This is a genomic window from Agrobacterium albertimagni AOL15 (assembly GCF_000300855.1).
Taxonomy (GTDB): Bacteria; Pseudomonadota; Alphaproteobacteria; order Rhizobiales; family Rhizobiaceae; genus Allorhizobium; species Allorhizobium albertimagni.
The window spans coordinates 23,153-43,072 of sequence record NZ_ALJF01000025.1 but is presented as its reverse complement, the minus strand read 5'-3'; the positions used below and the strand labels follow the sequence as shown (position 1 = coordinate 43,072).

General features: G+C 62.6%; 19 protein-coding genes and 1 tRNA gene. 10 read left to right on the top strand and 10 right to left on the bottom strand.

The features are described 5' to 3' along the window. Positions 1-919 precede the first annotated feature (919 nt). From QWE_RS23915 to QWE_RS23905, 3 genes are read right to left on the bottom strand one after another with little or no spacing between them, the layout of a single operon-like run. On the bottom strand, positions 920-1,498 hold the full coding sequence (locus QWE_RS23915) for a cob(I)yrinic acid a,c-diamide adenosyltransferase (protein WP_006728765.1): 579 nt from the start codon (positions 1,496-1,498) through the stop codon (positions 920-922). 4 nt (positions 1,499-1,502) lie between these two features. Next, positions 1,503-1,700 (bottom strand): twin transmembrane helix small protein, encoded by a 198-nt coding sequence (locus QWE_RS23910; RefSeq protein ID WP_006728764.1) that lies wholly within the window; start codon positions 1,698-1,700, stop codon positions 1,503-1,505. A 30-nt stretch (positions 1,701-1,730) separates the two neighbouring features. Further along, positions 1,731-2,555 (bottom strand): SDR family oxidoreductase, encoded by an 825-nt coding sequence (locus tag QWE_RS23905; RefSeq protein WP_006728763.1) that lies wholly within the window; start codon positions 2,553-2,555, stop codon positions 1,731-1,733. 93 nt (positions 2,556-2,648) lie between these two features. On the opposite strand from QWE_RS23905, the gene QWE_RS23900 reads away from it, so the two are divergent. Further along, entirely contained in the window at positions 2,649-3,542 is an 894-nt protein-coding gene (locus QWE_RS23900; protein ID WP_006728762.1) for a YihY/virulence factor BrkB family protein, read from the top strand. Here QWE_RS23900 and gluQRS read toward each other — a convergent pair. Then, positions 3,513-4,409: a tRNA glutamyl-Q(34) synthetase GluQRS gene (gene gluQRS, locus QWE_RS23895; RefSeq protein WP_006728761.1), complete on the bottom strand. Its 897-nt coding sequence runs from the start codon at positions 4,407-4,409 to the stop codon at positions 3,513-3,515. The genes QWE_RS23900 and gluQRS overlap by 30 nt on opposite strands. 44 nt (positions 4,410-4,453) lie before the next feature. Between gluQRS and QWE_RS23890 the strand changes: the two genes are divergently transcribed. Beyond that, positions 4,454-5,098, top strand: a complete 645-nt coding sequence (locus QWE_RS23890; protein WP_006728760.1) for a DNA-3-methyladenine glycosylase family protein — start codon at positions 4,454-4,456, stop codon at positions 5,096-5,098. 107 nt (positions 5,099-5,205) lie between these two features. Continuing rightward, positions 5,206-5,763 carry an HNH endonuclease gene (locus QWE_RS23885; protein WP_006728759.1) on the top strand — a complete coding sequence of 186 codons (558 nt, stop codon included), beginning with the start codon at positions 5,206-5,208 and terminating at the stop codon, positions 5,761-5,763. A 51-nt stretch (positions 5,764-5,814) separates the two neighbouring features. Here QWE_RS23885 and QWE_RS23880 read toward each other — a convergent pair whose 3' ends face one another. Further along, positions 5,815-6,330: a disulfide bond formation protein B gene (locus QWE_RS23880; protein WP_006728758.1), complete on the bottom strand. Its 516-nt coding sequence runs from the start codon at positions 6,328-6,330 to the stop codon at positions 5,815-5,817. Positions 6,331-6,341: 11 nt separating this feature from the next. Then, the gene (locus tag QWE_RS23875; protein WP_040300934.1) at positions 6,342-6,923 is read right to left on the bottom strand and encodes a YqaA family protein; all 582 of its coding nucleotides are present in this window, start codon (positions 6,921-6,923) and stop codon (positions 6,342-6,344) included. 179 nt (positions 6,924-7,102) lie between these two features. Here QWE_RS23875 and QWE_RS23870 point away from each other — a divergent pair. The 3 genes from QWE_RS23870 to QWE_RS23860 all read left to right on the top strand — a co-directional run bounded on the left by QWE_RS23870 (position 7,103) and on the right by QWE_RS23860 (position 9,539). After that, positions 7,103-7,187: transfer RNA gene (locus QWE_RS23870), tRNA-Leu, on the top strand. A gap of 22 nt (positions 7,188-7,209) precedes the next feature. Next, entirely contained in the window at positions 7,210-7,701 is a 492-nt protein-coding gene (locus tag QWE_RS24915; protein WP_157790757.1) for a hypothetical protein, read from the top strand. A gap of 203 nt (positions 7,702-7,904) precedes the next feature. Then, positions 7,905-9,539: an AMP-binding protein gene (locus QWE_RS23860; protein WP_006728755.1), complete on the top strand. Its 1,635-nt coding sequence runs from the start codon at positions 7,905-7,907 to the stop codon at positions 9,537-9,539. 32 nt (positions 9,540-9,571) lie between these two features. On the opposite strand, the gene QWE_RS23855 is transcribed toward QWE_RS23860, so the two are convergent. The 4 genes from QWE_RS23855 to secA form a co-directional block, all read right to left on the bottom strand. Then, positions 9,572-10,843, bottom strand: coding sequence for a GNAT family N-acetyltransferase (locus QWE_RS23855; protein WP_006728754.1), 1,272 nt, complete (start codon positions 10,841-10,843; stop codon positions 9,572-9,574). Next, entirely contained in the window at positions 10,840-12,234 is a 1,395-nt protein-coding gene (locus QWE_RS23850) for a lipopolysaccharide biosynthesis protein (RefSeq protein ID WP_006728753.1), read from the bottom strand. Before QWE_RS23850 ends, QWE_RS23855 begins: the two co-directional genes overlap by 4 nt. A gap of 62 nt (positions 12,235-12,296) precedes the next feature. After that, positions 12,297-13,502, bottom strand: coding sequence for an acyltransferase family protein (locus tag QWE_RS23845; RefSeq protein WP_006728752.1), 1,206 nt, complete (start codon positions 13,500-13,502; stop codon positions 12,297-12,299). A gap of 100 nt (positions 13,503-13,602) precedes the next feature. Then, complete coding sequence (gene secA, locus QWE_RS23840) at positions 13,603-16,299, bottom strand: preprotein translocase subunit SecA (protein WP_006728751.1); 2,697 nt, start codon at positions 16,297-16,299, stop codon at positions 13,603-13,605. Positions 16,300-16,544: 245 nt separating this feature from the next. Here secA and QWE_RS23835 point away from each other — a divergent pair, with 245 nt between their 5' ends. The 4 genes from QWE_RS23835 to mutT all read left to right on the top strand — a co-directional run bounded on the left by QWE_RS23835 (position 16,545) and on the right by mutT (position 19,898). Then, the gene (locus tag QWE_RS23835; RefSeq protein WP_006728750.1) at positions 16,545-17,396 is read left to right on the top strand and encodes a peptidylprolyl isomerase; all 852 of its coding nucleotides are present in this window, start codon (positions 16,545-16,547) and stop codon (positions 17,394-17,396) included. Positions 17,397-17,462: 66 nt separating this feature from the next. Next, the gene (gene argJ / locus QWE_RS23830; protein ID WP_006728749.1) at positions 17,463-18,704 is read left to right on the top strand and encodes a bifunctional glutamate N-acetyltransferase/amino-acid acetyltransferase ArgJ; all 1,242 of its coding nucleotides are present in this window, start codon (positions 17,463-17,465) and stop codon (positions 18,702-18,704) included. Then, on the top strand, positions 18,685-19,488 hold the full coding sequence (locus QWE_RS23825; RefSeq protein WP_006728748.1) for a GNAT family N-acetyltransferase: 804 nt from the start codon (positions 18,685-18,687) through the stop codon (positions 19,486-19,488). Before argJ ends, QWE_RS23825 begins: the two co-directional genes overlap by 20 nt. Beyond that, the gene (mutT, locus tag QWE_RS23820; protein WP_006728747.1) at positions 19,485-19,898 is read left to right on the top strand and encodes an 8-oxo-dGTP diphosphatase MutT; all 414 of its coding nucleotides are present in this window, start codon (positions 19,485-19,487) and stop codon (positions 19,896-19,898) included. The genes QWE_RS23825 and mutT overlap by 4 nt, the downstream gene beginning before the upstream one ends. Positions 19,899-19,920 lie beyond the last annotated feature (22 nt).

Genomic DNA, 19,920 nt, shown 5'->3' with positions numbered 1-19,920 from the left:
CAACGGTCTCCCTCCGGACGAGGGGCTGGTAACGAAGGTTAAGGGGTCGGATGCCTCTTCACCGGATACCCCGATCGGAAGGACGTGCCTCAGAGGCACACAGACAAGGCGCCCACGCCGTCGCGAACATCACCAGACGGCGGGGCGGATAAAACGGCGGGGATGATGGTCGGTCGCGAATGACCAGGGCTTCATCCCCCGGGCGAGGGTCCCGGTCGGAATGGTGCACCATCCGGCGGGAACCTCCCGGGCCACCGGCCAGGCTTTGGCAGACATTCCGCAAGGAGGTGACTGCCAAGCCGGACCCGCGCCCGGTCATCCTCGGTCCTCGGGTCAAACCCGAGGATTACGAGGACCGTCGCCGCCTTGCCAGAGAGACGCATGCAGCGGGAAAAAACGCCGAACGAGGCGCCGGAAGGAGCCACATAAAACTACTTAGACAGGTTGCTTCTGGCGCCTCGTCCGAGACAAGTTTCAAGCAACCCGGAGGGAGCAATCCCGACCGGAGGCGAAGCTTGGGGTTTTTGACAGCACTAGATTTCCCCTCACCCTGAGGTGCCCGACCCAGTCGGGCCTCGAAGGGCCAGGCCACCAGCGCAGGATGCTTCGAGGCCCGCGCTTCACGCGGGCACCTCAGCATGAGGGATCGTGCCGAAAATGCGGAGCCCACCTCCCCCCGTGTGGGGGAGGACGGAAAATCGAAGGCTTAGGCGAGCGCAAGCCGCCTAAACTTCAGATTTTCCTGGTGAGGGGATCAGTGCAGTTAGCAAGAGAGAACGGCCCCCGCCATGAAGAGTGATTTGGGGACAATGCCCGCAGCACCGATCCCCTCACCAACAAAATCTGAGGTTTAGCCCTGATCGGGCTAAACCCTCGATTTTGTAACCTCTCCCACAAGGGGGAGAGGGGGATTCACTGCCTACCTATTCTTCCCCGGCACCCACAAAATATCCGCCTTGCCGCCGTCATTGGCATGCCGTGCCGCCACGAACAGAAAGTCCGACAGCCGGTTCACATATTTCAGCGCGGGTTCGCCGACGTCCTCGCCGTCGAAGCGGGAGAGCTCGACCATGATGCGTTCGGCCCGGCGCGAGGTGGTGCGGGCGAGATGCAGATAGGCGGCGGCGGGGGTGCCGCCGGGGAGGATGAAGGATTTGAGCGGGTCGAGATCGGCATTCAGCTGGTCGATCTCCTTCTCGATCCGGTCGACCTGCGCTTCGATGACGCGCAGCGGTTCGTAGGAGAGCACTTCCCCGGTTTCGGGGGCTGCCAGATCGGCGCCGAGGTCGAAGAGGTCGTTCTGGATGCGCATCAGCATGGCATCGAGCTCAGGCATATCTGCCGTGTGCAGCCGTGCGATCCCGATTGCCGAATTGGTCTCGTCGATCGTGCCATAGGCATCGACGCGCAGGTCGTGCTTCAGGCGGCGCGGGCCGGTGACCAGTGCCGTGGTGCCGTCATCGCCGGTGCGGGTGTAGATCTTGTTGAGCTTGACCATGGGTTCAGCGTCCCCCGCCCGTCAGCCAGAGTGTCAGCATGATCAGCGCGATCGCGATCGCCTGCAGCACGATACGGGCCTGCATCAGCTTGTTCGAGGTATTGCCGTCGCCGCCCTTCAGCATGTTGAAGAGGCCTCGCAAGAGGACAAGGGCAACAAGCCCCATGACGATGATGGCGAGGACATAGGTGAATGTGGACATAACGTGGGATGTGCCTTTGTTCGTCGCCGGTCAGTCCAGCGAGCGCATCAGTCGATAGAAGAGGTCGGCCGGCAGCCAGCGCTTGATCAGGGCCCCCTGTTTCGCCGGCTTGGTTACGAGATAATGTGGGCGGGCACGCCGGGCGGTCAAGGCGTGGATGAGGACTTTGTATACGGCTTCCGGCCCCAGTTTGTGCCGGTTGACGGGGCCTGTGCCATCGAGTCGCGCCAACTGCCGGCGGTAGTCCTCGGCATGCACGGAGTTTTCAAGGTCGATTACGCGGCGGATGTGATGGAGCGCATTGGCGGTGAAGCGGCTTTCAATCGGGCCGGGCTCGATCAGGCTCACCTGCACGCCGGAGCCTTGGAGCTCCATGCGAAGCGTCAGCGACAAACCTTCCAGCGCAAACTTCGAGGCCGTATAGGCGCCGCGCCAGCGATAGGGCACGATGCCGAGGATGGAAGAGCATTGCACGATGCGGCCCTCTCCTTGCGCCCGCATTGCCGGGATGACACGGCGGGTCAGATCGTGCCAACCGAAAAGATTCGTTTCGAACTGGTCCCTCAGCGCTTCCGTCGGCAGATCTTCCACGGCGCCCGCCTGGCCATAGGCGCCATTGTTGAAGAGGGCATCGAGCCGGCCGCCGGTGCGCTCGAAGACCGTGGCGACAAGGGCTTCGATGCTGGCTTGATCGGTGTAATCCATGAGCAGGGCCTCAATGCCCTTCGCCTCGAGCGGGCCCAAGTCTTCCGGCTTGCGCACCGTCGCAAAGACCCGCCAGCCGTCGCGCTTCAGGGCCTCGGCACAATAGGCGCCGATGCCGGAGGAACAACCGGTGACGATGATGCTCTTCACGGGGATAACCTCGTTATTGCTTTGCAAACGGCGATGGGTTTCCCATATTCGGCCCGAGCCTGCAATCGTGCCCCGCGTTCTTGAGGAGACTGGATGCCGACTTTCCTGCGTATGCTCTACAAGGTCGGCTTTGACGCGTTCTGGCATTTCACCGAGGACGATGGCTGGGCGATGGCGAGCCATGTCGCGCTGTCGGCAATTCTTGCGCTTTTTCCATTCCTGATCTTCGGCACGGCGCTTGCGAGTTTCCTCGGCGCCGACCAGTTCGCCGAGACGGCGGTGCATCTGATCTTCGACACCTGGCCGGAGACCATCGCCAAACCGTTGTCCGACCAAGTGGTGCAGGTGCTGACCATACCGCGCGGCGGGCTGCTGACGATTTCGGTGCTGGCAGCCGCCTATTTCGCCTCGAACGGGGTGGAGGCACTGCGCGTCTCGCTCAACCGTGCCTATCGCGTACCCGAGACGCGGCCGTGGTACGTGACCCGTCTGGTGAGCCTTGGTTTCGTGCTCGCCGCCGTCGTCGTGCTGGCGGCCATCAGCGCGCTGCTTGTTGCCGTCCCCGTGGCGCTCGCCTATGCGGAAAACCTCTTCCCCTTCCTCAAGGATTTTCTCGCGACCGTTGCCAACTGGCGGGTCTACGGAACGGTTCTTTTCCTGGTCCTGGCGCTGGTGGTCTTCCATCTCGGCCTGCCGGCCGGGCGGCGGCGGCTGATCGACGTCTTGCCTGGCGTGCTTCTCACGCTGGCGCTCTGGCTCGTCGGCGCGCTTCTGTTTGCCTATTACCTTGCCGCTTTCGCGAATTACGCCGCGACCTATGCCGGTCTCGCCTCGATCATGATCGTGCTGGTCTTTCTCTACATGGTCGGCGCGATCTTCATCATCGGCGCAGAATTCAACGCGGCGCTGATGAAATTCCGGGTGGTGCCGGTCAAGACCCTGCCGGAAGGCGGGATCTCAAATCCCGACCATGGCGCGAATATCTGACGGCGTCTTGCCCTCCGTTCTGAGCGCCGACAAGGCCGTGTCGCCGAGGCTCTTGGAGAGCTTGCGGCCATCGGGCCCAAGGATCAACCGGTGATGATGGTAGAGGGGCGCGGGCAGGCCGAGCAGGGTCTGCAGCAGGCGATGGATTGAGGTCGCATGGAAGAGGTCGAGGCCGCGCACCACGTGGGTGACGCCCTGGGCTGCGTCATCCACAGTGACGGCGAGGTGGTAACTTGCCGGCGCATCGGATCGCCAGAGCACGACATCCCCCCAGGCGGCCGGATCCGCTTCGATCTCCCCTGTCGGCCCGTCGCCGGTTTCCTGCCAGGTCACAGGTCCCCCAAGCAGACGTTGTGCCTTGTCGATGTCGAGCCGCCAGGCGTAGCGTTCGACTGTGGCCAGCCTTTCGGCCCGCTCGGTCTCGGACAGCATGCGCTCCTCGGTCGGATAGAGCGGTGCGCCGTCCGGGTCCCGGGGCCAGAGGCCGCCTTCGCGCTCGAAGGCCGAGACACGGGCTTTCACCTCGCCACGCGTGAGAAATGCGGGATAGACCAGCCCCATGGCCTTCAGGCGGTCGAGGGCTTCGCGGTAAAGCGGAAAGTGTTCCGACTGGCGGCGGACGGGTCGATCGAAGGGAATTCCGAGCCAGATGAGATCGTCGATGACCGCCTGTTCAAGCTCGGGCGTGCAGCGCGTCAGATCGATATCCTCGATTCGCAGCAGAAGGCGCCCACCCGTTTTTTCGGCCATATCGGCGTTCAACAGAGCAGACAGTGCGTGGCCGAGATGCAGCCGGCCGTTGGGGCTCGGTGCGAAACGAAAGACGGGGGCATTGTGTCCGGTGGTTTGACGATCGCGTTCGGTCATGCTTTTCCTTCGCATGAGAGTGGAATGAGGAAAAGGGGACGGGTTTGACGACGATCCGATGCGAGGCCGATCTCGCTGCGGGGCTTTCCCTTTTGCTGACATGCGATCCCCGGCTCTGTCCGATCGCAGACGCCTGCGGGCCGCTGCCGCTTCGCCTGTCGCCACCGGGCTTTGCGGGGCTTGCCTCGATCATCGTCTCGCAGATGGTGTCGAGGGCCAGCGCCGATGCGATCTGGCGGCGGATGACGGCGGTCTTGGGAAACAGGCCGCTGGCGGAGGATTATCTGGCGCTCGGTCCCGAACTGATCGGCACCTTCGGCCTGTCGCGTGGCAAGGCCCAGGCACTCGAAGAGGCCGCCAAGGCCGATCTCGGTGGACCCTTCCGGCTCGATGAACTGGCGGAAATGCCGGCCGAGACCGCAATGGCAGCGCTGACCGGTCTCAAGGGCATCGGCCCCTGGACGGCCGAGGTCTATCTGATGTTCTGCGGCGGCCATCCGGACATCTTCCCGGTCGGCGACGTGGCACTCAGGATCTCCGTTGGCGATGTTTTCTTTGCCGGAGAACGGCCAGCTCCCGAGCTCGTGGCGGAGTTGGCAGAAGCCTGGGCACCCGTCCGATCGGTCGCTGCACGGCTGTTTTGGGCGCATTATGCCCTGATCACCGGCCGCACCGCTTTGCCCCGTTGAAGGGCGCGCCGAGAGGTCGCAATGCGTCTCAAAGATTCAGGCTTCACAATGCTGTAACAACGGACCTAATATAGAAGGGCAGATGCCGAATCGATCAGGAGTACCCCTTGACGATTGCAGTTTCTCCCCAGGCCCTGCCGGCGCTCGTCCTGAATGCCGACTACCGGCCACTGAGTTATTATCCCTTGTCGCTCTGGTCCTGGCAGGACGCGATCAAGGCGGTCTTCCTCGACCGTGTGAACATCATCGCCGAGTATGAACACTCCGTCTGCTCGCCGAGTTTCTCGATGCGACTGCCAAGCGTGGTCAGCCTCAAGACCTATGTTCAACCGACCCGGAACCCGGCCTTCACCCGCTTCAACGTCTTCCTGCGCGACAAGTTCGAATGCCAGTATTGCGGTTCGCCCGAAGACCTGACCTTCGACCATGTCATCCCGCGCGCCCATGGCGGCGAGACGACCTGGGAGAATGTCGTCGCGGCCTGCTCGCCGTGTAATCTGCGCAAGGGATCGAAGCTCCCCAAGCAGGCCGGCATGCATCCGCACCAGGCTCCCTACCGGCCGACGGTGCAGGACCTGCACAACAACGGCCGGCTTTTCCCGCCGAACTACCTGCACGAAAGCTGGATGGACTATCTCTACTGGGATACGGAATTGCAGCCGTAGGGCGTGGATCCAATCGAGTTGGGGCGGCGCGATCGCGCCGCCGAAACGACCTCAGACGGCTGGCTTGCGGAAGACGCCCCAGAGCGCGAGAGCTGCAAGGGCCGCACTCGTGAGCACATTCCAGCCGGCGAAGGACAGGCCAAGAACGCGAAGCGTCGCATCCGTGCAGGACGGCGCCTTGGTGGTGTTCAAGGCTTCCAGCACATTGACCGGGGTATCCCCGCCCGTGGCGCCGATGGTGCAGCTTGATGGACCTTCCCAGAATCCCCATTCGACGCCCGAGTGATAGATGCCGAGGCCCATGCCGGTAAGCATCAAAAGCGCAATTGCGACCAGCAAGACCTTGGTGACAACAGGCGGCAGGCGGAAGACGGCAGAAAGGACGGCCAGGATGCCGACACCGATGCCGATGTAGTAGGGATTGCGCTGCATCAGGCAGAGCGCGCAGGGGATATAGCCGCCGATATGCTCGAAGCCGAGGGCAGAGCCCACAACGAGCGCCATGCCGAAGGTGAGCAAGGCGGCGAGCGCGCCGTCGGACTTCAGGGGTGTCAGGATCGAATTCATCTGCAGCACTCTCACAAGGCGAATTTCACGAGGTAGAAGCCGCCGATCAGCAGCAGCATGAAAAGGGTAAAAAGAAGACCGAGATATTTCTCGATGAAGAGGCGAATGGGTTCGCCATAGAGCTTCAGCAGGAAGGCGACGAGGAAGAAACGGAACGCACGGCCAATGATGCTGACAATGGTGAAGACGAGGAAGTTCAGCCCCGTTGCCCCGGAGAAGATCGTCAGGACCTTGTAGGGGAAAGGTGTGATCGCGGCAAAGAGCACACCCCAGCCACCCCAGGTGTTGTACCAGCCCGCCACCTGTTCGAAGGCGTCCTCCTTGCCGTAGAAGGCGAGGATGGGGCGTCCGATCGCCTCGAACAGGAACATGCCGATGGCATAACCGAGGAATGCACCGAGGACGGACGCGAGCGTGCAGAGGAGTGCCAGCCTGAACCAGTGGTCCCGGCGCCTGATGACCATGGGAATGAGCAGAACGTCCGGCGGAATCGGAAAGAAAGAGCTTTCGACGAAGGACACGCCAGCTAGGGCCCGATCGGCGTGGCGCGTGCCGGCGAGCGACATCGTCCAATCATACATACGACGCAGCATTGAGACTTCCGTGGGTAGATGGTTCACGGCGTTCTAGGGTGCGCATGGCCGCCTGTAAATGGTGCCGCCGCGCCGTCGGACGCAAGCAGTGAACGATTGCGTGAAGTGATGCTCGAAAAAGGCGTTGACCGAAACACCCCGGCTCGTATAGTCCGGCGCTGTCCATCCGACGCTCATGTGCCCCATTGGCGGAACTGGTAGACGCGCTCGACTCAAAATCGAGTTCCGAAAGGAGTGCTGGTTCGATTCCGGCATGGGGCACCACAATCTCAAAAAGGCAGAAGGCATGAGCAACACCGGGAAGAAGATCCGTATGGCGCAACCTGTCCAGCAGGTGGTGGTGGATGCCGGCCTGTTGCCGAAGGTGCCGGCGCAGCTCGTTGCCGCCAAGGGCAAAGGCAAGCCGCAGGCGGCTGCATCCCTGGCCGCGTCGCCTGCCGCTCCTGTTGATGGCAAGCAGAAGATCAACATCGTGGCACCGGTTGCGCCGCAGGTTGCGGCCATGCGCCAGAAGCTTCGGCAGCAGTCTGTCCAGACGCAGATCGCCCGTATCGATGCAGCTATCGAGGCCGGTACCGTGTCGGCTGCCGATGCAAAGACGCTGGTTCTGACGCTTGCGATGAAGCGGCTCGGCGCGAAGGAGGCGGCAGAGAAGTGGTATCGCAGCCAGAAGCTCGAGGCTTTTGCCGGGCGCACGCCGGCGCAGATGGTACGTGCCGGCGAGCTCAAGGCGCTGGTTGCCTTGATGCGCGCAGAGGGCGCCCAAGCCAAGGGCTGATCTTTCAAGGCAGTTCGCGCGCATGGAGGGGCGTTGCTCTGCCTTTGGAGAGCTGATGTCATCGCCTCTTGCCGGTTCCTCGCCTATTGCCCAGCCTGTCGCCTTCTCCCGTTTGCCGGTCGTTCACGCTAATGTGTGCCGCTTGTTGTGCACTTGCGAGATGAATGTTAGCACTGACAACATGACGATCCGGACACTCAGCCATGCTGCTTGAGCCGCGCGAGACCTTCGAGGCCCTGCGCCGCGAATTCCGCTGGAAAATTCCTAACGATTTTAACATCGGGCGCGTGGTCGCCGACGACTGGGCGGCGAAGCATCCCGAGCGCGTGTGCCTTCAGCACTTCTCGCCCGATGGCCGGCATCTTTCGATGACCTATGGCGAACTCTCGTCGCAGTCCTCGGCACTGGCCGAGGCCTTGACCGAGCTTGGCGTCTTCAGGGGTGACCGTGTGGCGCTTCTCATGCCGCAATGCTTTGAAACGTTCATTGCGCATGTCGCGATCTACAAGATGGGTGCGATTACGCTGCCGCTTGCACTGCTCTTTGGCGAAGAGGCGCTGGAATACCGGCTCAGGGATGCCGGCGCCCGCGTGATCGTCACCAACAGTTTCGGCCTGCAGAGGCTCAAAGCCATCAAGGCCCGTCTGCCGGCGCTGCAGACGGTGATCTCGGTCGATGGTCCCGGTCCCGATGTCATCGGTTTCCGTTCAATGATCGAGGGCCGGTCCGGCATGTTCGACATTGTCGAGAGCGGTCCCGATACGCCCGCGTTGATGATCTACACCTCGGGTACGACGGGGCCGCCCAAGGGTGCGCTGCACGGACATCGCGTGCTGGCCGGTCACATCCCCGGCTTCCAGTTGGCGCATGACTTTCTGCCGCAGCCTGACGACAAGATCTGGACACCCTCCGACTGGGCCTGGGCCGGCGGGCTGCTCAATGCGCTTTTGCCGGCGCTGATGCTCGGTGTGCCGGTCGTGTCCTCACCGGCGCAGAAATTCGATCCGCATATGGCCTTCCGGATCATGGCAGAGATGAAGGTGCGCAATGCCTTCATTCCGCCGACGGCGCTTCGGCTGCTGAAGTCGGTCGAGAAGCCCCGCGAGGCCTATGATCTCGTGCTGCGCAGCATCGGGTCAGCCGGAGAATCGCTCGGGCGCGAGACCTATGAATGGGTGAAGACGGCGCTCGGCATCGTGCCCAACGAGTTCTACGGCCAGACGGAATGCAATTTCGTGCTGTCCTCGGCGGCCCATCTCGGGATCTCCAAGGGCGGTTTCATCGGCAAGGCCGTGCCGGGCCATGAGGTGGCGATCATCGATGCCGAGGGGCGGGAATTGCCGGCCGGCGAAACCGGGCAGGTGGCGATCAAACGTCCGGATCCGGTGATGTTCCTGGGATACTGGAACAACGATAAGGCGACGGCGGAAAAGTTCGTCGGCGACTGGATGAAGACCGGCGATCTCGGACGGCAGGACGAAGAGGGCTATGTGCAGTTCTTCGGCCGTGACGACGATGTGATCACCTCGTCTGGCTATCGCATCGGGCCGGCCGAGATCGAGGACTGCCTGATCGGGCATCCGGCGGTGCGGCTCGCAGCCGTCATCGGCAAGCCGGATGTGCTGCGGACGGAGATCGTCAAGGCCTTCGTCGTGCTGCAGGACGGATATACGGCGCAGCCAGCGCTGTCGGCCGAAATTCGCGACTGGGTGAAGAACCGGTTGTCGATGCACGAATATCCGCGCGAGGTAGAATTCGTCACCGAGCTTCCGCTGACGACCAGCGGCAAGGTGATCCGCCGGCTCTTGCGGGATCAGGAAATCGCCAAGGCGAGCTGAGCCTCTGCGCTTGCTCGCCGCTCAACCCGCTTTCAGCCGCCAAAGCGGCGGTTCAGCACCTTGTCGCGCAGGATGCGGGCGATGTTGCGCGTGTTGCGATACATGTGCAGCTGTGCACCGACCTGGCGCACGTCACGGTCGGCATTGGTTTTCAGGCCGATCACCAGGGTGCCCATGGCCTCGCGCTCCGTCCAGAAGCGGCTCATGATCGGGTGGTCGGGGGCCGCACAGCTGTCGGTGCGCTCGATGTTGGCATCGTCGAGATGCCATTCGGTGAGATCCGCCATCAACAGCTTGCCGGGCGAGAACCTCGCATAGCGCTCGTCATAGGCGGTCTTCCAGGTATAGGCCTCGCCGGCCATGATGAAGACGACCATGGAGGCGATCGCCCGGCCATCGAGGTCGAGCGTGTGGATACGCACGGCATCGGCTTCGGCAAGATTGGTGATGGCCTCGCGGGCGAAGGCCGCACGCAGACGATCGTTGACCATGGCGGAGCGCTTGCGCCCCTTCCAGCCGCTGGCTTCCAGCGCCAGAAACTCTTCCATCCGCAGACGGATCTCTTCCGGCTGGCGGGCGACGTTGTAGCTTAGCGTTCCCTGGGCGGAGAGCAGCTTTGCCTGACGTCGCATCTCGCGCAGGTGGCTCTTGCTGAGCGTCGACTGCAGATAGGCTGGTCCGTCCAGCTGGCTCTCCAGCATGGGGCGCTGGTATTCGTTGGTGATGGTCAGAGGCAGGTCACGGGCAAGCGCCACGGCACGGGCGAGCTGGGCGAAACGTCCGTCGAGCCGCAGATCCGGAATGACGAGTACGCCGGGAAGCCGCGCTTCGGCATGGGCGAGAGCGTCGAGCATGTTGTCGATCGTCTCCGCCGCCCCTTCGGCATCGACCAGAGGCGTGCCGAGCGGCCCGAAGGGATTGGCCCAGACACGAATGATCGAGGGGCCGACGGAGAAGCCGGGCTTTTCGATCGAGAAGGGAAAGAGGAGACGCAGGCGCGAGCGGCGATCGTCCTCGTCACGGATGACGGCAAAACGGACCTGGCGCTCCTCCAGCCGCGGCATCGCCGGGGCGAGGAAGCGCGGGGCGAAGAAGACATTGGCTTCCATGACCCGGTAGGTCAGGTAGTCGAGTTCGTCCTGGAGCTCGTAGCCCATCTGGCTCGGATAGATGCTCAGCCGGCGGCCGGCGCGGCCGGTCGCGACCTCCGTTTCCGCCACGGGCTTCACACGGGCACCGGCAAGGCTGCCGACCAGGCGGTTGGCGCCGCTGTTCATGCTCTCGTCGTAGATGCTGTCGGTCATGGGCGGACGGCCTCCGTGCGGGGCGTCAGGGCATGCGGATCGGCAAAGGCGAAGACGACGATGCCGAGTGCGCGGCGGACCGCGATGTGCAGGAGCACGGCTTCGACGGCCATGGCCGTGGCGGTCGCGGTTGCCGCGCCGGCCAGGCCCCAGGCGGGGATCAGTGTGATGTTGAGGCCGATATTGCAGGTGAGCGCCACCGCATAGACGGCGACGCAGAGCTGCTGTCGCCCGGCCATGGTCAGGAGCATTTCGGCCGGACCGACAAGCGCCTTTGCCATGTTGCCGGCAAAGAGGATCACCATCAGCATGTAACCGGCGGTGAAGGCGGAGCCGAAGAGACCGAGCAGCAGATCCCCGAGCATCAGGACGACGATGCCGACGGCCAGTGAGGGCCAGAAACTCCAGCGCGCGGCCGTGCCCGCAAAGCTGCTCAGTCCCCGGCGGTCACCTTCGGCCATCAGGCTGGAAAAACGCGGCGTCGCGCCGGCCTTTACCGCGAAGAAGACAAACTGCATGAGCGCCATGGTCTTGGCGGCGGCAAAATAGACGGCGACCTGGTCCGGCGGCAGATAGAGGCCGACGACGATGACATCCGAATTGGTCAGCAGAAAGCCGAAGCCTTCGATGAAGAATATCGGCAGGGCGACCTTGAACCAGCCGGCAAAATCGATCTTGCGATCGCCACGCGCGTAGCGGTTCACCAGGCGGCGGTCGACCAGCAAGAACTGTCCGAGTGTCGTCAGATAGGTTGCGGCGAGCGCTGCCTGCATAGCGGTGACAGCGGTTGCGGGCGCACCGCCGCTGACGGCCAGAAGCATGATGGCCAGGATCAGGGTCGGACGGACGATATAGGTGGGGCTCAAGCCGAGCAGGGCCCAGCGATTGGCCCGGGCCGTGCCGTCAAGCACGTCGCCAAGCGCGATCATCGGCAGGGCGAAGACGGCGAGAAAGAGGGGGACGAGGTAATAGTGCTCGATGCTGTTTCCGAAGAAATGCAGGGCCGCGATGCCGCCGAGTGCCAGGATGCTCGCGCTCGTCATGGCAAAGAGGCGTGCCGTGGAGGTCAAGCCGCGGATCTCGGCATCGGCCTTGTCCTGGTCGTATTGCGGAAGGAAGCGAATGACGGCGGTGTGGAAGCCGAGGCAGGAGAAATTGCCGGCGAGAACGACCAAAACCCAGACGAAGACGAAAATGCCGTATTCGAACTCGCCCATCAGGCGGGCCTGAATGATCTGCGACACGAAGGCGATGGCGGCACTGACGATGCGGACGGCAAAGGCGATCGCGGCCATGCGCTGGGCGCGGGCCGTATCGTCTTCAGCACGCAGCGCGCGCACGAGACGCAGGCCCGCGGGCAACCATTTTTCCGCTGCTTCCAGAACAGTCATCGGTACGGACGCAATACTTCTCGCTGGGTCGGAATAGAGTGACCAGTGATGACAGATCAGGGTTAACGAAGTGTGGGCAGCCGCCTATCCGGCCGGTCGGTGTTCCCCGAATTGAGGGCGGGTCGCACGCCGTTGAAAAGGAAGAGCGCCAGGGGCGAGCGCCGGATCAGGCGGTGGATGCCATAGGACAAGGCGAAAGTCGCGAGGCAGATCAGGAAGAACTCCACGACCGGCGGCGATTCCGCCAGGATGAAGAGTGCCGCAAGCGCGTAGATGATGGGATGGTGCAGCAGGTAGATGCTGAAGGAGGCGTCGACGATGCGGTCGATGCGCGGGTCCGGACGGTTCCAGAAGCGTTTGGCGATGCCGATGAGAACGACGCTCAGGAGGATGGCAGCCGCGCCGTCGAACGCGTCGTAGGTGATGCCCCAAGTGCCGGCTTCCACCCCGCGCAGCGCTGCGGCGAGGATCGCGGCGGCGATGCCGAATGCAGGCAGGCCGTAGCCCTTCGTCCAGACGAGAGCACAACGGATATCCGGCGAGGCCCTGAGGACGGCGCCGATCAGGAAGAAGGGCAGGTAGCGGAGATAGGGATCGATGCCATGGGCGAGGAGATAGGGAAGGGCACCCGGTCGCGCCAGCATGTCCTGATGCGAGAGGTGGATCATCATCTCCCATGCCGCGGTCGCGAGGATCAGGAGCATGAGCGTCAGCCCTGGGCGCGCCCGGCAGATCGCCTCGGTGCGCTCGATGACGTGATCTAAACGCCCGAAGCGGCGTCCCGCCATGATCAGCACCAAGAGCCCGCTATAGGCGAGGAGCGCCGGCAGGAACCAGAGATGCATGATCCAGTTGGCGCCGGGATGGATGAGATCCTCGCCGACCTGATCGAGCGCCGTGGTCATCGAGATTGCGCCGGTAAGGGCAGTTTCGAGATCGATCACGGCAATCTGGATCGGCGCGAGCAACACCAGCCCGGTGAGGAAGGGGATTCCGAGGCGGATGATCCGGCCGCGAAGCCACGATGCGGGCTTGCGTCTCTCCAGCATCATGGCCGCGAAGTATCCGGCCACGATGAAGAAGGCGGGCATGCGAAAGGTCACGAGCACGCCGCTCAGGAAGGTCAGGATCTCGCTCTTTTCAGGCGATTGAATGTCCCAGAGGACGCGGGCGTTGTAGGCCATTGCGGCGTGGTAGGGGATGCCGAGGAGCATCAGGAAGGCGCGCAGCCAATCCCACTGGTGCTCCCGCGCTGTCACAGCCGACATCAAGCCCTCCAAAGGAAAAGGGGAACCGGGCCGTTTGGCGCGGTTCCCCTTTTGTCAGAGGCTAAAGGCGAAAGGTTGAAAAAGCCTCAAACCCTCACGGTCACGCTTCGAGTGCGCCGTGGCAGTGCTTGTACTTCTTGCCGGAGCCGCAGGGGCAGGGCTCGTTGCGGCCGATCGGACCCCATGTCTTCGGATCCTGGGGATCGCGCTCGCTGGCGGGAACGGCCGAGCCTTCACCGACATCGTCTTCGCCAGTGGTGGCGTCGATGTGGTGGGCCTGCATCGGCGGCAGGGTCGGAGCCGGCGGGGTTTCGCGGACCAGCTCGACGCGCGACATCTGCATGGTCACGGCATCGCGCAGATTGGCAAGCAGCGCCTGGAAGAGTTCGAAGGCTTCGGCCTTGTATTCCTGCAGCGGGTCGCGCTGGGCGTAGCCGCGGAAGCCGACGACCGAGCGCAGGTGGTCGAGGTTGACGATGTGTTCGCGCCACAGGTTGTCGATGGTCTGCAGCACGACGGAGCGTTCGACATAGGTCATCAGCTCGGCGCCGAAGCGCTCTGCCTTGTCGGCATAGGCCTTGTCGGCGGCTTCCATGATGCGGTTGTAGATGTCGTCCTCGGCAATGCCTTCTTCGGCAGCCCAGGCCTCGATCGGCAGGTCGAGGTTGAGGGTGGTCGCGACCTTCTGCTTCAGGCCGGCGACATCCCACTGTTCGGCATAGGCGTTCGGCGGGACATGGATGCCGACCATGGTCTCGATGACTTCGTGGCGCATGTCGGTGACGGTCGCCGAGACATCGGTCGCATCCATCAGCTCGATGCGCTGCTCGAAGATCACCTTGCGCTGGTCGTTGATGACGTCGTCATACTTCAGAAGGTTCTTGCGGATGTCGAAGTTGCGGGCTTCGACCTTCTTCTGGGCTCGTTCGAGCGCCTTGTTGATCCAGGGATGGACGATCGCTTCACCATCCTTCAGGCCGAGCTTCTGCAGCATGCTGTCCATGCGGTCAGAGCCGAAGATGCGCATCAGGTCGTCCTGGAGCGACAGGTAGAATTTCGAGCGGCCCGGGTCGCCCTGACGGCCGGAACGGCCGCGCAGCTGGTTGTCGATACGACGGCTTTCATGGCGCTCGGTGGCGATGACGTAGAGGCCGCCGGCTTCGAGGGCCTTCTGCTTGAGAGCTGCGATTTCAGCCTTGATCGCTTCGGCACGTGCGTCGCGCTCTGCGCCCGGCTCCATTTCGGCCAGTTCGTGGTCGAGGCGCATTTCGAGGTTGCCGCCGAGCTGAATGTCGGTGCCGCGGCCGGCCATGTTGGTGGCGATCGTGACGGCACCGGGAACGCCGGCCTGCGATACGATATAGGCTTCTTGCTCGTGGTAGCGGGCATTCAAGACCTTGAAGTCCTTGAAGCCGGACTGGCTCAGCATGTTGGCGAGAAGCTCGGACTTTTCGATCGAGGTGGTGCCGACGAGAACCGGTTGGTTGCGTTCGTTGGCAGCCTTGATCTCTTCGATGATCGCCTTGAACTTTTCCTCGACGGTCCGATAGACCTCATCATCCTCGTCGATACGCTTGATCGGCAGGTTGGTCGGGACTTCGAGGACGTCGAGACCGTAGATGTTGGCGAATTCTTCCGCTTCGGTTGCCGCCGTACCGGTCATGCCGGCGAGCTTCTTGTACATGCGGAAATAGTTCTGGAAGGTGATCGAGGCGAGCGTCTGGTTCTCGGGCTGGATCTGCACCTTTTCCTTGGCTTCGAGCGCCTGGTGCTGGCCTTCCGAATAACGGCGACCCGGCATCATGCGGCCGGTGAATTCGTCAATGATGACGATCTCGTCGTTGCGGACGATGTAGTCCTTGTCGCGCTGGAAGAGCTTGTGGGCCTTCAGCGCGTTATTGATGTGGTGAACGATGGCGACGTTCTCGACGTCGTAGAGGCTCTCGCCCTTCAGGAGACCGGCGTCCCGCAGCAGGTTTTCGAGCTTCTCGGTGCCGACTTCCGAGAAGTTGGCGGCGCGCTGCTTTTCGTCGATCTCGTAGTCTTCTTCCGACAGGAGCGGGATGAAGGCGTCGATCGTGTTGTAGAGATCGGAGCGATCGTCGAGCGGTCCGGAAATGATCAGAGGCGTGCGGGCTTCGTCGACGAGGATCGAGTCCACTTCGTCGACGATCGCGAAGTTGTGGCCGCGCTGCACCATCTGGCCGCGCTCATACTTCATGTTGTCGCGCAGATAGTCGAAGCCAAGCTCGTTGTTCGTCGCATAGGTGATGTCGCAGGCATAGGCCGCACGGCGCTCGTCGTCTGACATGCCGTGGACGATGACGCCGGTGGTCATGCCGAGGAAGCTGTACATCTTCGCCATGGTGGCTGCGTCGCGGCGGGCGAGGTAGTCGTTGACGGTGACGACATGCACGCCCTTGCCGGCGAGCGCGTTGAGATAGACGGCGAGCGTCGCAACCAGCGTCTTGCCTTCGCCGGTCTTCATTTCGGCAATGGAATTGTCGTTGAGGATCATGCCGCCGATCAGCTGAACGTCGAAGGGACGCATGCCGAGTGCACGGCGGGCACCTTCGCGGGCGACGGCAAAGGCGGGTACCAAGATATCGTCCAGTGTCTTGCCGGCGGCCAGTTCTGCCCGGAACTCGCCGGTCTTGGCGGCGAGCTGTTCGTCGGTCAGCGCCTTCACCTTCTCTTCGAGGGCTGCGATCTGAGCTACTCGAGGGTTATAGGATTTCACGCGGCGCTCGTTCGACGAGCCAAAGATTTTGCGCGCAAGTCCACCAAGACTGACCATATCGATGGTCCTTTCTGACCTTCGTCATATCGTTGACGTACCCTTCAGACCACCATTAGCGTGGACGAATAGGCACAAGGCGTCCTGAAACTACTCTGGACGCGAGGTTGCGTGACAGATAAGAGGGGGGTCGAATGATGTCAACGGCGCAGGCTGGTGCCAAATCCCCTCGGTCGCCGGGCATCTGACAATATTTTGCCCGATTCGAACGGTCTTGAAACGGTTCACCATCCGAAAGGTCTTTCATGCTTCGCCTCAATAAAATCGTGCTTGCCGCCTGCGTTTCCCTCTCGGCCCTCACCGGTGCGGCTTTCGCTCAGGACGCCACTGTCGTCGCAAAGGTCGGCGATCTCGAGATCACCCAGTCCGAACTCGACTTGGCAGTCGCCAACCTCGATCCGCAGCTGTCGCAGCTTCCCGACGAGCAGAAGAAGGTCGCAGCCCTTTCCGGCGCCATCGACGTCAAGCTGCTCGCGGCAAACGCGACGGCGGAGGGTCTGCAGGACGATCCGGAATACAAGCGCCGCATGGCCTTCATCGCCGAACGCGAATTGCACAACGCTTTCTTCAAGAAGAACGTCGTCGATGCCGTGACCGAAGACGAAGTGAAGGCACGCTATGACCAGGAGGTCGCAGCGCTTCCGAAGCAGGAAGAAGTGCGCGCCCGCCACATCCTGGTGAAGACCGAGGAAGAGGCGAAGCAGATCATCACCGATCTCGATGCCGGCAAGGACTTCATCGAAATCGCCAAGGAAAAGTCGACCGACCCGAACAAGACGGAAGGTGGCGACCTCGGCTATTTCACCAAGGGCCGCATGGTCCCCGAGTTTGAAGAGGTGGCTTTCGCGCTCGAAAAGGGCACTTACACGAAGACCCCGGTTCAGACCCAGTTCGGTTTCCACGTTATCCTTGTCGAAGACAAGCGTGATGCTCCGCCGCCGGCCTTCGAAGCCGTCGAGCAGCAGGTTCGCCAGCTCGTGATGCGCGACAAGTATCTCGAGCTGATCGAAAAGGCGAAGACCGAGCAGACGATCGAGATCGTCGACGAAGCCCTGCGCAAGGGCTACGAAGAAGCCAACAAGGCAGAGCAGCAGTAAGCTCTTCCCCAATCGTTGTTTGTTCCAAGGCCCGCAGTTTGCGGGCCTTCCATTACGGGCCGCGCCATGTCTTCCAGCATTTCTCCCCTCGCTCCGAAAACCTATGCCGAAATGCCTCAGATCCGCGGCGTGCGGATGGCGACCGCGGCTGCGGGCATCAAGTACAAGAACCGCACCGATGTGCTGTTGATGGCCTTTGATGAGCCGGCTTCGGTGGCGGGTGTCTTCACCAAGTCGAAGTGCCCATCGGCCCCGGTCGATTTCTGCCGGCAGAATCTGGCGCATGGCGTGGCGCGCGGCGTCGTCGTCAATTCGGGTAATGCCAATGCCTTTACCGGCGTGAAGGGCAGGGCCGCGACCGAGCTTACGGCGAAATCGGCAGCGGCGGCGCTGGGCTGCGGGGAGAACGAGATCTATCTCGCGTCGACGGGTGTCATCGGCGAACCGCTGGATGCGACCAAGTTTTCCGGCGTGCTCGACCAGATGGCGACAGATGCGACCGGTGATTTCTGGTTCGAGGCAGCCAAGGCGATCATGACCACGGATACCTATCCGAAGGTCGCGACGCGCAGTGCTGTGATCGATGGCGTGACCGTCACCATCAACGGCATTGCCAAGGGTGCCGGCATGATCGCGCCTGACATGGCGACCATGCTCTCCTTCGTGGTCACGGATGCGGATATCGCGCCCGTAGCCCTCCAGGGCCTTCTGTCTGAAGGCGTCGAGCCAAGCTTCAATTCCATCACCGTCGACAGCGACACATCCACCTCGGATACGCTGATGCTGCTTGCGACCGGTGCCGCATCGGCCGATGGCCAGGCGAAGGTCGAGCGGGCGGACGATGCCCGTCTCGGCGATTTCCGGGCGGCGCTGAACGATCTCCTCAAGGATCTGGCGCTGCAGGTCGTGCGCGACGGTGAAGGTGCGCGCAAGATGGTGGAGATCACCGTCAAGGGCGCCGAAAACGATCTCGCAGCCAAGAAAATCGCGCTGTCGATCGCCAATTCGCCGCTGGTGAAGACCGCCGTTGCCGGCGAAGATGCCAATTGGGGCCGTATCGTCATGGCTGTCGGCAAGTCCGGCGAGATGGCCGATCGCGATCGGCTGGCAATCTGGTTCGGCGATGTGCGCGTAGCCGTGAATGGCGAGCGCGATCCGGCCTATTCGGAAGAGGCGACCACCGCCGTGATGGAGCGCGAGGATATCCCCGTGACCGTCGACATCGGTCTCGGGTCGGGCACGGCGACGGTCTGGACCTGCGATCTGACAAAGGAATATGTCGCCATCAATGGCGATTATCGGAGCTGATGCCCGAATGCATGCAATGGTAAGTGATCCAAATCTGCCGCTGGTGCGGCGTCTTGAGGCCGTCGGTTTCAGAGCCTGGCCGGCGAGCAGCGTCGTTTTCGACGGAAGCTGGCAGGTGCGCCTGACCGGAGGACATCCCGGCAAGCGGTTGAATTGCGTCGTGCCGCTCGATCCCTCCGATAGCCGCGACATCGCGCTGCGGATCGAAAAGGCGGGCAAGCGTTTCGAGGCGCATGGGCGACCGCTTTTGGTGCGGCAGACCCCGCTTTCGCCGAGGCCTCTGATCGACTTTCTGGCCTCCGACGGCTGGGAATGCTTCGAGGAGGTCGTCACCATGACGGCCGATCTCGGGCGCATGACTTTTCCGGATACACTGGACCATCTGCCGACCCAGGATGTCGGTCGCTATGTCGATGCCGATATCGCGGTGCATGGCAGCGATCCTGGTTTGAAGGCGGCGCTGGCGGAGATCCTTGGAAACATCAAGCCGGCGTCTGGCCTCTTCGTGATTGAGGACGCCGTCAAGGGGGCGCTGGCGGCGGCTCTATGCGTGCAGGACAATGATCTTGCAGGCATCATGTCGCTCGCTGTCCGTCCCGATCACCGTCGACAGGGGCTCGGCATCGAGATCCTGAGCTCGGCACTGCGCTGGGCCCGGATGCGTGGTGCGCGGACCGCTTGGCTGCAGGTGGTTGCCGACAACACGGAAGCGATGACGCTCTACACCAAGATGGGCTTCGAGGAAGCCTATCGTTATGCCTATTGGCGGAAGGCCTCCGCATGAGCGATGTGAAGAAGCCCATCCTGCTGGTCGCGGCCTGTGCACTCGTCGATACCGACAATCGCATCCTGCTTGCCCAGCGTCCCGAGGGAAAGTCTCTGGCGGGCCTCTGGGAATTTCCCGGCGGCAAAGTCGAAGCCGGCGAGACGCCCGAGGAAACTCTGGTGCGTGAACTCGAGGAGGAGCTCGGGATCAAGACCAAGGTGGCCTGCCTCGCACCGCTCACCTTTGCGAGCCACACCTACGAGACGTTTCACCTGTTGATGCCGCTCTATATCTGCCGCCGCTACGAGGGCATTCCGCAGGGGCGGGAAGGGCAGGCGATCAAGTGGGTGAAGGCCAAGGCGCTTCGCGAGTATCCGATGCCGCCGGCGGACGAGCCGCTCATTCCGGTTCTTCAGGATCTTCTCTGAGAAAAGCCTGATCCAAGCCGCG

Coding starts and splice junctions, on each gene's coding strand:
- secA (WP_006728751.1), bottom strand. CDS start 16,299: ATGGTCAGTCTTGGTGGACTTGCGCGCAAAATCTTTGGCTCGTCGAAC.
- QWE_RS23915 (WP_006728765.1), bottom strand. CDS start 1,498: ATGGTCAAGCTCAACAAGATCTACACCCGCACCGGCGATGACGGCACC.
- QWE_RS23835 (WP_006728750.1), top strand. CDS start 16,545: ATGCTTCGCCTCAATAAAATCGTGCTTGCCGCCTGCGTTTCCCTCTCG.
- QWE_RS23850 (WP_006728753.1), bottom strand. CDS start 12,234: ATGACTGTTCTGGAAGCAGCGGAAAAATGGTTGCCCGCGGGCCTGCGT.
- mutT (WP_006728747.1), top strand. CDS start 19,485: ATGAGCGATGTGAAGAAGCCCATCCTGCTGGTCGCGGCCTGTGCACTC.
- QWE_RS23910 (WP_006728764.1), bottom strand. CDS start 1,700: ATGTCCACATTCACCTATGTCCTCGCCATCATCGTCATGGGGCTTGTT.
- QWE_RS23880 (WP_006728758.1), bottom strand. CDS start 6,330: ATGAATTCGATCCTGACACCCCTGAAGTCCGACGGCGCGCTCGCCGCC.
- gluQRS (WP_006728761.1), bottom strand. CDS start 4,409: ATGACCGAACGCGATCGTCAAACCACCGGACACAATGCCCCCGTCTTT.
- QWE_RS23875 (WP_040300934.1), bottom strand. CDS start 6,923: ATGCTGCGTCGTATGTATGATTGGACGATGTCGCTCGCCGGCACGCGC.
- argJ (WP_006728749.1), top strand. CDS start 17,463: ATGTCTTCCAGCATTTCTCCCCTCGCTCCGAAAACCTATGCCGAAATG.
- QWE_RS23855 (WP_006728754.1), bottom strand. CDS start 10,843: ATGACCGACAGCATCTACGACGAGAGCATGAACAGCGGCGCCAACCGC.
- QWE_RS23845 (WP_006728752.1), bottom strand. CDS start 13,502: ATGTCGGCTGTGACAGCGCGGGAGCACCAGTGGGATTGGCTGCGCGCC.
- QWE_RS23900 (WP_006728762.1), top strand. CDS start 2,649: ATGCCGACTTTCCTGCGTATGCTCTACAAGGTCGGCTTTGACGCGTTC.
- QWE_RS23825 (WP_006728748.1), top strand. CDS start 18,685: ATGGCGATTATCGGAGCTGATGCCCGAATGCATGCAATGGTAAGTGAT.
- QWE_RS23860 (WP_006728755.1), top strand. CDS start 7,905: ATGCTGCTTGAGCCGCGCGAGACCTTCGAGGCCCTGCGCCGCGAATTC.
- QWE_RS24915 (WP_157790757.1), top strand. CDS start 7,210: ATGAGCAACACCGGGAAGAAGATCCGTATGGCGCAACCTGTCCAGCAG.